Source organism: Nocardia sienata NBRC 100364 (assembly GCF_001613205.1).
Lineage (GTDB): Bacteria > Actinomycetota > Actinomycetes > Mycobacteriales > Mycobacteriaceae > Nocardia > Nocardia sienata.
In genome coordinates, this window is sequence record NZ_BDBX01000008.1 from 1 (window position 1) to 13,280 (window position 13,280).

The window sequence follows — 13,280 nt, forward strand, 5'->3', positions numbered from 1 at the left end:
CTTTCAAGGTAGGGGACCCATTCGTGGGTCCCCTACCTGCATTTCTGCCCACGGTGATATGGCCCGTAAGCTTGGTGTGAGCACATTTCCACCAGTGTCGGCGGTTCGACCGTATCGACCGTCGTACTCCATTGATAACCGAGAGAGGGACCCGCCGTGCCGGAACAGAGCGATGGCCGGAAGCCGTTCCGGCGCAATTCTTCCGGACCCGAAGCCGGCTTCCGCCGCGGTGAGGGCGCCGGTGGCGGTCGGCGCTCGGGTGGCGATTCCGGCGAGGCGGGAGACGCCGGTCGTTCGGGTGGCCGGGGCGGTTTCCGCAGAGACAACAATCGCGACGATGCGCGTCGCAGCAGCGAAACTGACTCCACGGGCGCGGGACGCGAGCGTCCGAGGTCCGGCGACAGCGGCTTCGGTGTTGACCGGCCCCGCGGCCCGCAGCGAGCCGATCGCACCGGCCGGGATGACCGAACCGGATCGCCGGGGCAGCGCGACCGCGGTGCCGACCGGGCAGGAGGCCGCTCGGGCTTCCGGACCGAAGGCGCACGCTCGAACTGGGAGGACAATCGTTCCCGGGGTCCACGGCCCCAGTCGCGTCCGGACGGTGACAAGCGCGAGTACGGAGTGCGTGAACGCGGGGACTTCCGGTCGCAGGGTCGCTCCTCCTCCGGTGACTCCGATCGAGGCCGGGACAATCGAGGCGCCGGGCGCGCAGACAACCGGGGCGGTGCGGATGACCGCCGGTTCGGTGGACGTGCCTCCGAGCGGTCCGCGCGCGGTGCCGGCGAGCGCCGCTTCGGCGGTGGTGCGGCCGACCGGGGTGTCGATGAGCGTCGTTTCGGTGGCCGGGGCGGGTCCGAACGGCCCGACCGTGGTGATGATGGGCGTAGTTTCGGCGGGCGCGGTGGATCCGACCGGCCGGATCGCGGGATCGACCGGCCGCGCCGGGATCGGGTGGGGCCGGTGGATAGCAGCGGCGGTTCGGGATTTCCCCGCGGTGGCGATGCCGGAGGACCGCGGCGTCGCGGCGGTGAGGGCGGGGGCCGTGGGGCCGATCGTCGCCCACCGCGGCCCGACGAGCCCGATCTGCCCGACGAGGTCCAGGCCGGTGATCTCGATTCTTCGATCCGCCGTGACCTGCTGAGCCTGGACAAGGGCAATGCGGAAACCGTTGCCCGCCATCTGGCGATGGCCGTGCAGGTTCTCGATGACGATCCGCAGCTCGCATTGGCCCACGCGCGAGCCGCACGGCAGCGGGCGGGACGGATCGCCGTCGTGCGGGAGACCGCCGGGGTCGTTGCCTATCACGCCGGAGAATGGGCCGAAGCTTTGTCCGAGTTGCGTGCGGCGCGGCGGATGGCGGGCGGGTCCGGCCTGCTCGCGGTCATGGCGGACTGTGAGCGCGGTCTGGGCCGGCCCGAACGCGCGATCGAAATCGGCCGCAGCGACGAGGGCCGGGCGCTGACCGGCGACGAGGCGATCGAACTTCGTATCGTGGTCGCGGGCGCGCGAATGGATCTCGGCCAATACGACCAGGCAGTGGTGACCCTCCAGACCTCCGACCTCGACCCGTCCCGCACCGGTTCGGGCCCCGCACGGCTGTTCTACGCCTACGCCGACGCACTGGTCGCGGCCGGTCGTACCGACGAGGGACAGACCTGGTTCTTCAACGCGGCCGCCGCCGACCTCGACGGTGAAACCGATGCCGAGGAGCGCGCGGCCGAACTGACCGGCGAGGCCTGACCCGCGGCTGTCAGAGCTGTGTGACCGGCCAGTTGAGCTCGGTGCGCAGATCGGCCGGGTCCATCCGGGGATTCGGTTCGGTGAGGTAGACCTCCCAGCGGTCGCCGTCCGGAACCAAACCGTGCTCGGTGATCCAGCTGTGCAGGCGCTCCCAGGTGGCACCCAGCGCGTCGAACGCGCCGTGGTGCACCACGCGGGCGATCCGGCCCGCCGGAAGCACACCGGGGACGACCTCACCGTCGGGGCTGATCCGCCGGTCGACGGGGAAGCCCACCTCCAGCTCCGTGGCTTCCGCGGAAGCGGTTCCCCAACGGGAGAGAGCCGGTCCGGTGATTTCGGCTCCCTGCGCGGCGATGGCGGGTGGGAGGATGCCGAACGAGGTGTCGAAGAACGAGATCATCCGGTCCGGTGCCACTCGGCCGCGCACAACGGCGGTATCTGTTTCGGCGATTTCGAGCAGTTCTGGTTCGGCTGTGCGGTCGGCTGGGTCGGCAGTCACGTTTCTCCTCGATGAAATCGTCGGTCGGCCGCTGGGATGTCGGCCGCTATCCGGTTCCGACGTGTCACGGCTCGGGAATTCATCGGCGTCCGCACACCAGGTCCGGCTCGGCCGGATGTGACGGCCGGGGCAGCTGCCGGGCGGTCTTGTGGGTGCAGAGCGGGCACCGCCGGTATCGGGCCTCGACCACAGCAGCTCCTCCCTCGGCCGCCGGCGTCGGAGCCGCCGGTGTCCGGCAGCCGGTGGGCGCCGGCGGCCGAGAACGCGCTGGGTGGGCCGGGGACGTCGGTGGGGCAGCGGCATGGAAATGTGGGGGCAGGACGTAGGGTCCGGGTGTGCGGGAAGCGAGTGAGACGCGGTTGCGGGACAGGTACGAGGCGCTGCTGCTGGATCTGGACGGGACTCTGTACCGGGGTGCCGATGTGATCGACGGTGCGCCGGAAGCGCTGGCCGGCGGGGCTCAGCGGTTGGTGTATGTCACCAACAACGCGAGCCGTGCGGCCGGAAGTGTGGCGGCCCATCTGGCCGAGCTGGGCTATCCGGCGACGGAGGCGGATGTGGTGACCAGTGCGCAGGCGGCGAGCCGGTTGCTTGCCGAGCGGCTGGCGCCCGGCGCGGAGGTGCTGGTCGTCGGTTCCGACGATCTGGCCGCGGAGGTCAAGACGGTCGGTCTGCAACCGGTGCGCCGGGCGACCGAAACCGTGGCAGCGGTCGTCCAGGGACATTCGCCGCAGACGGCCTGGCCGGATCTGGCGGAGGCCGCCTACGCGTTGCGGGCGGGGGCGGTGTGGGTGGCTGCCAATACCGACCGGACACTGCCGAACGAGCGCGGACTCGCCCCCGGTAACGGCGCGATGGTCGCGGCGCTGCGGGCCGCCACCGATCTGGAACCCGTGGTGGCCGGCAAGCCGTATCCGCCGCTGCTCGACGATGCGCTGATCCGCGCGGGTACCCGCGCGGCGCTGGTGGTGGGCGACCGGCTCGACACCGATATCTCCGGTGCGCAAGCCGTGGATCTGGATTCGCTGCTCGTACTGACCGGCGTCAGCACTGTCGATGAACTCGCCGGTCTGCCGGAGGAGCAATTGCCCACCTTTGTCGCCGAAGGGCTCGACGCTCTGCGGCAGCCGCCCGTGCCGGGCCTCGTCGCCCCGGAGGATGTGCGCGCGCAACTGCTGGCGCACCCGGGCCGGGCGCTGACGGTCCGCGCGCCCCGTTCGGAAATCCGATAGCGTTGAGCCCACGATGACTACCCCGAATCCCCGCCCGAACATTCCCGGCACCGCCCGCTCGGCGGTGCCGCTGCCCGGTCGGCATCTGCCCGGATCCACCGGGCACAGTGAACCCGCCGACCCGGATCGGATCCGCGCCGAAGTCCGCGACCTGCTCGCCGAACTCGGGCCCGTGCCGGATACCGGAGGGGCGACCGGGGACGATTCCGTCGGCGCCGATCTGGCCCGCCGTGCGCACATCCTGGACCAGGCACACGAAGTGCTGGTGCGGGCGCTGGCCACGGTGGACAAGATCTGAGGTGGCCAGGCGGGCGCGGGTGGACGCGGAACTGGTCCGCCGTGGTCTGGCGCGGTCACGGGAGCACGCGGTGGAGTTGATCGGCTCCGGGCGGGTGCTGATCAATGGCACCGTTGCGGTGAAACCGGCGACCGCGGTGGAGACCGGTACCCCACTGGTGGTCAAGGAACAGGTCGACGAGGTCGCCTGGGCGTCGCGTGGGGCGCATAAGCTGCTGGGCGCGCTGGCGGCGTTCGAACCGCGGGGGTTGCGGGTCGCGGGCCGGCGGTGCCTCGACGCCGGAGCGTCGACCGGCGGTTTCACCGATGTGCTGCTGAGCCGGGACGCACGCGTTGTGGTCGCGGTCGATGTGGGCTACGGCCAGCTGGTGTGGCGGTTGCGTACCGACGACCGGGTGCGGGTGCACGACCGGACCAATGTGCGCAGCCTGACCGCGGCCGATATCGGTGGGCCGGTGGAGCTGGTGGTGGCCGATCTCTCGTTCATCGCGCTGTCGCTGGTATTACCCGCTCTCGCGGCGTGCGTCGTGCCGGGCGCCGATCTGCTGCCGATGGTGAAACCGCAGTTCGAGGTCGGCAAGGACCGGGTGGGATCCGGCGGAGTGGTGCGGGATCCGTTACTGCGGGCCGACGCGGTGTGCTCGGTCGCCGCCGTCGCCGCGGACCTCGGACTGCACACCCGGGGCGTGGTGGCCAGCCCGTTGCCCGGCCCGTCCGGCAATGTCGAATATTTTCTGTGGCTGCGCCGGGAGGAGTCGGCGAGCTACACCGCCGACGAGGTGGGGGAACTGGTACGGCGGGCAGTCGAGGAGGGGCCACAGTGAACACGCAGGTGTCCCGGCCGCGGGAGATCCTGCTGGTCTCCCACCCCGGACGGGCCGAGATCAGCGAGACGGCGCATCGGGTCGCCAAGATCTGCGCGGAAGCCGGAATCGGGTTGCGGGTGCTGGCCGACGAGGCCTACAGCACCAGATTCGACGCCGATACCGAGCCGATCGCCGACCCCGGCGGCTATCCGGTGCAGGTGGTCGCCCATGAGCCGGACGCGGCACTGGGCTGTGAAATGGTGCTGGCGCTCGGCGGCGACGGCACCCTGCTGCGCGCCGCGGAACTGGCCCGGCAGGTGACGGTTCCGGTCCTGGGTATCAACCTGGGGCGGATCGGATTTCTCACCGAGGCCGAGGCGGAGAACTTGGACGAGGCGCTCGCACAGGTCGTCCGGCGCGACTATCGGGTCGAAGAGCGGATGACTCTGGACGTCAATGTCCGGCTCGACGACGAGATCATCGAACAGGGTTGGGCGCTGAACGAGGCCAGTATCGAGAACGCGGCCCGGATGGGTGTGCTCGAAGTGGTGCTCGAAGTCGACGGGCGACCGGTCTCGTCCTACGGTTGTGACGGAATCCTTGTCGCGACCCCTACCGGTTCCACGGCGTATGCTTTCTCCGCGGGCGGGCCGGTGGTGTGGCCGGAACTGGAAGCGCTGCTGGTGATTCCGAGCAATGCGCACGCACTGTTCGCCCGGCCCCTGGTCACCAGCCCGGATTCACGGATCGCGGTCGAATCCGTTGCCACCGGCCACGATGCGATAGTTTTCCTGGATGGCAGGCGCACCCTCGCACTGCCGCGGGGCGGCCGGGTCGAAGCGGTCCGGGGTGCCGAGCCGGTGCGGTGGGTGCGGCTGGATTCCGCGCCGTTCGCGGATCGGATGGTGCGCAAGTTCGAGCTGCCGGTCACGGGTTGGCGGGGCCGGCGGCGAACGGAGGGCACACGTGCTGACAGAGATAAGAATTGACGGACTGGGCGTCATCTCGACGGCCACCGCGCAATTCCACGAAGGGCTGACTGTGCTCACCGGGGAAACCGGAGCGGGCAAGACGATGGTGGTCACCAGTCTGCACCTGCTGAGCGGTGCGCGCGCCGACGCCGGGCGGGTCCGGCTCGGCGCGAATCGCGCGGTAGTGGAGGGCCGGTTCACTCTCGACGAGCTGAACGAGTCCGCGCGCGCCGAAGCCGAAGGGGTGTTGGAGTCGGCCGCGGCCGTGGCCGACGACGACGGCACGGTGATCGCGATCCGCACGGTCGGCAGCGACGGGCGGTCGCGGGCGCACCTGGGCGGTCGTGGGGTACCGGCCTCGGTGCTGGCCGATTTCACCGCGCCGATGCTCACCGTGCACGGCCAGAACGATCAGTTGCGATTACAGCGTCCCGAACAGCAGTTGCACGCGCTGGACCAGTTCGCCGACGCGACGGTGGGGCCGCTGCTGCGGGAATACATCGAATATCGCCGTGCCTGGCTGGATGCCCGGACGACGCTGCTGGAACGCACCGCGCGCGGCCGGGAGATGGCGGCCGAGGCCGAACGGCTCACCCAGTCGCTGGCCGAAATCGACGCCGTCGCACCGGAGCCGGGGGAGGACGAGCGCCTGGTCGCGGAGATCCGGCGGCTCAGCGATCTGGATTCGTTGCGGGAGGCAGCGGCGACCGCGCACGAGGCACTCGCCGGTCCGGCCGACAACCCCGGCGAAGGGGGCGGGGCGCTGGACGCGCTCGGTGTGGCCCGATCCCGGGTGGAGGGCGCCGAGGATCCGGCACTGGCGGCGCTGTCGCCGCGGCTGGCCGAGGCGATCGCGGTGGTGGTGGATCTGACCACCGAGCTGAGCGGTTATCTGTCGGATCTGCCGTCGGACCCCGGTGCGCTGGAATCCATGCTGTCGCGGCAGGCCGAGCTGAAATCGCTGACCCGTAAATACGCACCCGATATCGACGGGGTGATCGCGTGGGCGGACGAGGCACGGACCCGGCTGGATTCGCTGGATGTTTCGGAGGAGACGCTCGCGGCGCTGACCGCCGAGGTCGAGGCGGGTGCGCAACGGGTACGTGCCGCGGCGGTGAAACTGTCGCAGGCCCGTACCGCCGCCGCGGGTGATCTGGCGGCGGCGGTGACCGAGGAACTGAGTGGACTCGCCATGGGTAAGGCGCGGTTGGAGGTCGAGGTGCGGCCGCTGCCGGCCGGTGCTCAGGATTCCGCGCCGCTGCTGATCGACGGCATCGAACTGCACGCGGGCCCGGTCGGCGTGGACGAGGTGGAGTTCCGGCTGGCCGCGCATTCCGGTGCGCAGTCGCTGCCGTTGAGCAAGAGCGCGTCCGGTGGTGAGCTGTCGCGGGTGATGCTGGCCCTGGAGGTGGTGCTGGCCGGTGCCGAGCACGGGGCGACCATGGTTTTCGACGAGGTGGACGCGGGTGTCGGTGGCCGGGCGGCGGTGGAGATCGGGCGGCGGCTGGCCCGGTTGGCGCGCACCCATCAGGTCATCGTGGTGACGCATCTGGCGCAGGTGGCGGCATTCGCCGATACGCATCTGGTGGTCGACAAATCCGATGACGGCGAGGGCGCCGTGAATTCGGGGGTCCGGGCGCTTACCCAGGACGAGCGGATCGTGGAACTGGCCCGCATGCTGGCCGGGCTCGACGATACCGAGACCGGTCGCGCGCACGCCTGGGAGTTGCTGAACACCGCGCGCGCCGAACGGATGGCGGCGTACTGACCGGTGGTCCGCGTCTGTGTTCCGGTGCGCGGTGTCGAGCTGTGCGCACAACGCTCGGGTAGGACCCTTGGTTGCTGCCCGGCTCGCTCGTCCGGAAGCGGGCGTGTTCGAACAGCGGACCGAGTCACGGCGAGCCGCGAGGGTGGTCCGCTTCCCGGTTGCCGATCAGGTCCTGGTAGGGGGATGTTCATCTACCGTGTCCGTCGGTAGCCGGTGACGAAACCGCCCCCGCTGGGACGCTGGTCGGCACCGGCTGCCGTTCGGACGAGGCCGCCGAGTACCTCATCCGGTAGAGCGACTACGGCCGTGTGACTCGTCGCCGATCCCGTCCCACGACCGGCGCCACTCTCGACACCGCCGGCTCACCGGCCGGGGCCCGTCTGCTGTCACTGCGTTCGGTCCGGGATGCCGGCCGGGTCAGCCGACGGCTTTGCGGGCGGCGGAGATGAACTGGTTGATCAGGCCCCTGAGGCCGATCTCGAGCACCTTGGCCGGAACGGGAAGCGAGGGGTCCGAGGTCATCGTGTAGGTGACCCGGGTGCCGTTGTCGGCGTCGGCGAAGGTGATGACGCCGGTATGGCTCTTCACCGGGGCGCCTTTCACGATCTTGTACTCCATCCGCTCGTTCGGCACCAGCGCGGTGATCTCCTCGACCACCCCGACCGGTCCGATACCGATCTTGTGCCGGGCGCCGACACCTTCTCGTTCGGTGGTGCCCGGTGTGACGAGCGTGACGTTCACCGCAAGGAACGGGTCGATGCTCTCGCGGTCGGCGAACAGCCGGTACACGGTCGCGCGCGGGGCGGCGATCACGGTATCGACGGTGGTGCTGGCCATGGAGACTCCTCTTCGTATAGCTGTCCCGGGCAGCTTACGGCGCACAGCAGCGGATTTCCGTGCTGCGGTGACACCGCTCGGACGCACGGTAACCGAGTGATAGCAGTCGCGTATCGACTCGCGGCGTGTCTCCACCAATGGTTGAGGGTTTGCGACCATCATCGCTGCATGAGGATGCTGGCGCTGCTGTCGAAGAATTCCGAGACGCTGCCCGGCCGGACCGGCACCGCCCGGGTCGACCGCGATACCCGGCGGCTGCTCGACCGGGTGGAACCCGGTGATATCGCCGTCCTCGACGAACTGGACCTGGACCAGGTCACCGCCGACCGGCTGCTGGCGTCCGGGGTGGCAGCGGTGGTGAACACCTCGCCGTCGATCTCCGGGCGCTATCCCAATCCGGGGCCCGAGCTGCTGGTGGCCGGCGGCGTGCTACTGCTGGATGCGGTCACCTCCGACGCCTTCGACCGGATCAAGGACGGCGCGAAGGTGCGCATCGAAAACGGTGTCGTCTACGCCGATCGCCTCACCCGCCGCGAACCCGAGGTGCTGGCCGAATGCCTCGAACTCGACGAAACCGCGGTGGCCGACCGGCTGTCGGAGGCGCGCAACGGACTCACCGGCCATCTCGAATCCTTCGCCACCGGCACTCTCGATTTCATCCGGATCGAATCGTCGCTGCTGATGGATGGTATCGGGGTGCCCGACCCGGATCTGGACCTGAACGGCCGGCAGGTGGTGGTGGTCGGTGACGGACCCGGTCATGCCGAGGATCTGAAAAAGCTCAAGCCCTTCATAAAGGAGTACGCCCCGATCATGATCGGAGTGGGTTGTGGGGCGGAGGCGATCCGGCGCGCGGGCTACCGGCTGGATCTGATCGTCGCCAATCCCGAGCGACTCCCCGCCAAAATTCTCACCGGCGGTGCCGAGTTGATCGTGCCGGCGGAACTGGACGGTTACGCCGAGGGACTGGACCGGGTCAAGGAGCTGGGGATCGGTGCGATCACCTTCCCGTGCTCCGGGACGCCTGCGGACCTGGCGCTGCTGCTCGCGCATCACCGTGGCGCCGCGCTCATCGTCACCGCGGGCGCGCCCGCCTCCCTGGAGGAATTCTTCGACCGGTGCCGCCGGGACAGCAACCCCGCGACCTTCCTGACGCGCCTGAAGGTCGGGGGCGCGATCATGGACGCCACCGCGGTGGCGACGCTCTACCGGAGCCGGGTGTCCGGGACGCTCATGGCGCTGCTGGTCCTGGCGGCTCTCGTCGTGCTGATCGTGGCGGTGCTGGTCGCCGGTCACGGGAGCGAGGTGCTCGCGCCGGTGCAGGACCTGCTGCACCGCGCCGATCTCTGGGTCCGGGAGACGATGAGCCGGCCCGGGTAGAGCTGCCGCGTGTGGTGTCGGCTTCCGGGAGCGTGGCGGCGGTCGGCGCGGTCGGCGAGCGGCTCGCGCAATCCCGCAGCATTGCGCGCAACGGGTGGCGCTGCGCGACCGGCGCGCCGCACTGTGAACGAAGTGGCCGGTGGTGCGCCCGGGGCGGGGGTGGCCGGTTTCGGCGTCGTATTCCGATCGCGGTGCCGGGCGGGGACGGCGATCGGGTGGTTAACCGGGGGTGGCGGTCGTCCTCGCCCGGGTTTTCGTGTTACCGTGAAGACCCGTGGGTCATACACGGATTCAGGCGCGGGCAGCCACCAAGCATATTTTCGTCAGCGGTGGCGTCGCCTCCTCACTCGGTAAGGGTCTCACCGCCTCCAGCCTCGGTCAGTTGCTGACCGCGCGGGGTCTGCGGGTCACCATGCAGAAACTCGACCCCTACCTGAACGTCGATCCCGGCACGATGAATCCGTTTCAGCACGGTGAAGTGTTCGTGACCGAGGACGGGGCCGAAACCGATCTCGATGTGGGGCACTACGAACGTTTCCTCGACCGGGACCTCTCCCGGGATGCCAACGTCACCACCGGCCAGGTGTACTCGTCGGTGATCGCCAAAGAGCGGCGCGGCGAATACCTGGGCGATACCGTGCAGGTCATCCCGCATATCACCGACGAGATCAAGGCGCGCATCCTGGCCATGCGCGGGCCGGACCTGCAGGGGCAGGAACCGGATGTGGTGATCACCGAGATCGGCGGCACGGTGGGCGATATCGAATCGCAGCCGTTCCTCGAGGCGGCCCGGCAGATCCGCCACGATGTCGGCCGCGACAATGTCTTCTTCCTGCACGTTTCGCTGGTTCCGTACCTGGCGCCCTCGGGCGAACTCAAGACCAAACCCACCCAGCACTCGGTGGCCGCGCTGCGCAGTATCGGTATTCAGCCCGACGCGCTGATCCTGCGCTGTGACCGCGAGGTGCCGGCCGGCCTGAAGAACAAGATCGCGCTGATGTGCGACGTGGACGTCGATGCCTGTATCTCCACCCCCGACGCGCCGTCGATCTACGACATCCCCAAGGTGCTGCACCGGGAGGCCCTCGATGCCTACGTCGTGCGCAAACTCGGACTGCCGTTCCGCGACGTGGACTGGACCGTCTGGGGTGACCTCCTCGACCGTGTCCACGCGCCGCGGGAGACGGTGGAGATCGCGCTGGTCGGCAAGTACGTGGACCTGCCCGACGCCTACCTGTCGGTCACCGAGGCGCTGCGGGCCGGTGGTTTCGCGCACCGGGCCAAAGTGAAACTTCGCTGGGTACAGTCCGACGATTGCGAGACCCCGGCCGGCGCGCAGGCCGCCCTGCGCGATGTGGACGCGGTCCTCATCCCCGGCGGATTCGGCATCCGGGGAATCGAAGGCAAGGTCGGCGCCATCCACTACGCCCGCACCCGGGGGCTGCCGCTGCTCGGGCTGTGCCTGGGCCTGCAGTGCATGGTCATCGAGGCCGCGCGGTCGGTGGGCCTGACCGACGCCAACTCCGCCGAGTTCGAACCCGAGACCGAGCACCCGGTGATCTCCACCATGGCCGACCAGGAACAGGCCGTGGCCGGGGAAGCGGATCTGGGCGGCACCATGCGGCTCGGCGCCTATCCGGCGGTACTGGAGAAGGGTTCGGTGGTGGCCCGGGCCTACCACGCCACCGAGGTCTCCGAGCGGCACCGGCACCGTTACGAGGTGAACAACGCCTACCGCGACAAGATCGCCGCCAGCGGGTTGCGGTTCAGTGGCACCTCCCCGGACGGGCATCTGGTCGAGTTCGTCGAACTGCCCGCCGATATCCATCCATTCTTCGTCGGCACCCAGGCCCATCCGGAGCTGAAGAGCCGGCCGACCCGGCCGCATCCGCTGTTCGCCGAACTGATCGCCGCCGCGCTGCGGTACAAACTGGCCGAGCGGCTGCCGGTCGATATCCCCGGGGAAGAGGAACTGGCCGGTACCTCCGAGCGGGTGTCGTGACCCCCGCGAACCCGGCACCCGGCAGTCACGCCTTCGCCACGGTCGACAGCCGGGTCGAGTACTCGGGGGCGATCCTGGCGCTGCGGGTGGACCGGGTGGAGATGCCGGACGGGCGGGTCGTGGACCGCGAGGTGGTCGAACACCACGGTGCCGTCGCCGTGGTCGCGGTCGACGACGACGGCCGGGTTGTGCTGATCCGCCAGTACCGTCATCCTCTCGGCGAGCGGTTGCTCGAACTCCCGGCCGGCCTGATCGATATCCAGGGCGAGGATCCGCTGGATGCCGCGCGCCGCGAACTCGCCGAGGAAACCGGGCTGGCGGCCCGGGAGTGGTCGGTGCTGGTGGATGTTGCGCTGTCGCCGGGCTTCACCGACGAGGCGCTGCGGGTGTATCTGGCGCGTGGGCTCAGCGATACCGAGCGACCGGCGCCCGAACACGAGGAAGCCGACCTGGAACTGGTGCGTATGCCGGTCGCCGAGGCGGTCCGCGCGGCACTGGCCGGGACGATCGTGAACGCGACCGCCGTCGCCGGTTTGCTGGCGTTGAGCGCTGCCGACGCCGCAGGCCTGCCGCTGCGGCCGGCCGACGCGCCGTGGCCGGGCCAACCGGATGCATTGCTGCGCCGCCAGGCCGCGCAGCGGGACTCGGACTGATCCGGGGCCGGCGGTGCGGGAGATCGATATCTTCCTGGACCATCTGGCCGTGGAGCGGGGTGCCGCGCGCAGTACCCTCTCCGCCTACCGCCGGGATCTGTCTCGCTACCGGGAGTTCCTGAGCGAACGGGGGCGTACCGACCTGGCGTCGGTCGCGGAACGCGATATCACCGAGTTCGTGGTCGCACTGCGGGCCGGTGGCGGGCAGCATTCCCCGCTGGCACCGGGCTCGGTGGCGCGGGCACTGATCGCGGTGCGTGGGCTGCACCGGTTCGCGGCCGCCGAAGGACTGACCGGCTCCGATGTCGCGCACGCCGTCAAACCGCCGATGGTGGGGCAGCGATTGCCCAAAGCGCTACCGGTGGATCAGGTACTGCGACTGCTGGACGCGGCGGACGCCGGTGCCGGGACGGGAGGCGAAGCCGCGGCCCGCGGGCTGCGTGACCGGGCGCTGCTGGAATTGCTGTACTCGACCGGCGCGCGGATCTCCGAGACAGTCGGACTCGATATCGACGACCTCGACCTCGACGACCGGGCGGTCGTCCTGCGCGGTAAGGGCGGTAAACAGCGGATCGTCCCCGTCGGCCGCCCCGCGCTGGCCGCGGTGGACGCCTACCTGGTGCGTGGCCGGCCCGCCCTCGCGGCCCGCGCCCGCAGACATACACCCGGTGCGGCGGCCGCGCTGTTCCTCAACGTGCGCGGCGGCCGGTTGTCCCGGCAGAGCGCCTGGCAGGTGCTCCAGCGGGCCGCCGGACACGCCGGAATCACCGCCACGGTGTCGCCGCACACGCTGCGGCATTCGTTCGCCACCCACCTACTCGACGGCGGCGCCGATGTGCGGGTGGTGCAGGAACTACTGGGCCACGCGTCGGTGACCACCACTCAGATCTACACGTTGGTCACGGTAGGGACACTGCGCGAGGTCTGGGCGACGGCCCACCCGCGGGCGCGGTGAGTGGGTGTGTCGGCGGTGCGGCCCCGCGCGGACCGCACCGTGAACACCAACACGCCGCGGATACACGCGGCGCTCGAGTGGGGGCAACCGGTAGCGTCTAGGACTAGCCGGACCGTGGCGAAAGCGAGACCGTGCCTTGA

The 13,280-nt window shown here is 70.0% G+C and carries 12 protein-coding genes; 10 read left to right on the plus strand and 2 right to left on the minus strand.

All coding sequences use genetic code 11. The annotated features are described in order from the left end of the window. The first annotated feature begins 927 nt into the window (after positions 1–927). On the plus strand, positions 928–1,740 hold the full coding sequence (locus tag NS4_RS31335; RefSeq protein WP_439955767.1) for a tetratricopeptide repeat protein: 813 nt from the start codon (positions 928–930) through the stop codon (positions 1,738–1,740). 10 nt (positions 1,741–1,750) lie between these two features. Here NS4_RS31335 and NS4_RS32915 read toward each other — a convergent pair whose 3' ends face one another. Further along, positions 1,751–2,239 (minus strand): GyrI-like domain-containing protein, encoded by a 489-nt coding sequence (locus NS4_RS32915; RefSeq protein WP_063058780.1) that lies wholly within the window; start codon positions 2,237–2,239, stop codon positions 1,751–1,753. A gap of 335 nt (positions 2,240–2,574) precedes the next feature. On the opposite strand from NS4_RS32915, the gene NS4_RS07505 reads away from it, so the two are divergent. Genes NS4_RS07505 through recN form a run of 5 tightly spaced genes read left to right on the plus strand, consistent with a single transcriptional unit; the run spans position 2,575 to position 7,313 of the window. Continuing rightward, complete coding sequence (locus NS4_RS07505; RefSeq protein WP_063058781.1) at positions 2,575–3,471, plus strand: HAD-IIA family hydrolase; 897 nt, start codon at positions 2,575–2,577, stop codon at positions 3,469–3,471. A gap of 13 nt (positions 3,472–3,484) precedes the next feature. Then, positions 3,485–3,769 carry a hypothetical protein gene (locus NS4_RS07510; RefSeq protein ID WP_063058782.1) on the plus strand — a complete coding sequence of 95 codons (285 nt, stop codon included), beginning with the start codon at positions 3,485–3,487 and terminating at the stop codon, positions 3,767–3,769. Between the two features lies 1 nt (position 3,770). Further along, positions 3,771–4,592: a TlyA family RNA methyltransferase gene (locus NS4_RS07515; RefSeq protein WP_063058783.1), complete on the plus strand. Its 822-nt coding sequence runs from the start codon at positions 3,771–3,773 to the stop codon at positions 4,590–4,592. After that, positions 4,589–5,563: an NAD kinase gene (locus NS4_RS07520; protein ID WP_063058784.1), complete on the plus strand. Its 975-nt coding sequence runs from the start codon at positions 4,589–4,591 to the stop codon at positions 5,561–5,563. Before NS4_RS07515 ends, NS4_RS07520 begins: the two co-directional genes overlap by 4 nt. Further along, on the plus strand, positions 5,541–7,313 hold the full coding sequence (recN, locus tag NS4_RS07525; RefSeq protein ID WP_063058944.1) for a DNA repair protein RecN: 1,773 nt from the start codon (positions 5,541–5,543) through the stop codon (positions 7,311–7,313). Before NS4_RS07520 ends, recN begins: the two co-directional genes overlap by 23 nt. 417 nt (positions 7,314–7,730) lie before the next feature. On the opposite strand, the gene NS4_RS07530 is transcribed toward recN, so the two are convergent. After that, positions 7,731–8,150 carry an SRPBCC family protein gene (locus NS4_RS07530; RefSeq protein WP_063058785.1) on the minus strand — a complete coding sequence of 140 codons (420 nt, stop codon included), beginning with the start codon at positions 8,148–8,150 and terminating at the stop codon, positions 7,731–7,733. Between the two features lie 168 nt (positions 8,151–8,318). Between NS4_RS07530 and steA the strand changes: the two genes are divergently transcribed. The 4 genes from steA to xerD all read left to right on the plus strand — a co-directional run bounded on the left by steA (position 8,319) and on the right by xerD (position 13,140). Further along, on the plus strand, positions 8,319–9,530 hold the full coding sequence (steA, locus tag NS4_RS07535) for a putative cytokinetic ring protein SteA (protein ID WP_063058786.1): 1,212 nt from the start codon (positions 8,319–8,321) through the stop codon (positions 9,528–9,530). A 274-nt stretch (positions 9,531–9,804) separates the two neighbouring features. Further along, positions 9,805–11,532 carry a CTP synthase gene (gene pyrG / locus NS4_RS07540; protein ID WP_063058787.1) on the plus strand — a complete coding sequence of 576 codons (1,728 nt, stop codon included), beginning with the start codon at positions 9,805–9,807 and terminating at the stop codon, positions 11,530–11,532. Further along, positions 11,529–12,185, plus strand: a complete 657-nt coding sequence (locus tag NS4_RS07545; RefSeq protein WP_063058788.1) for an NUDIX domain-containing protein — start codon at positions 11,529–11,531, stop codon at positions 12,183–12,185. Before pyrG ends, NS4_RS07545 begins: the two co-directional genes overlap by 4 nt. Beyond that, positions 12,142–13,140, plus strand: coding sequence for a site-specific tyrosine recombinase XerD (xerD, locus tag NS4_RS07550; RefSeq protein ID WP_063058789.1), 999 nt, complete (start codon positions 12,142–12,144; stop codon positions 13,138–13,140). Before NS4_RS07545 ends, xerD begins: the two co-directional genes overlap by 44 nt. Positions 13,141–13,280: the final 140 nt, after the last annotated feature.

Coding starts and splice junctions, on each gene's coding strand:
- NS4_RS07530 (WP_063058785.1), bottom strand. CDS start 8,150: ATGGCCAGCACCACCGTCGATACCGTGATCGCCGCCCCGCGCGCGACC.
- steA (WP_063058786.1), top strand. CDS start 8,319: ATGAGGATGCTGGCGCTGCTGTCGAAGAATTCCGAGACGCTGCCCGGC.
- NS4_RS07510 (WP_063058782.1), top strand. CDS start 3,485: ATGACTACCCCGAATCCCCGCCCGAACATTCCCGGCACCGCCCGCTCG.
- xerD (WP_063058789.1), top strand. CDS start 12,142: ATGCATTGCTGCGCCGCCAGGCCGCGCAGCGGGACTCGGACTGATCCG.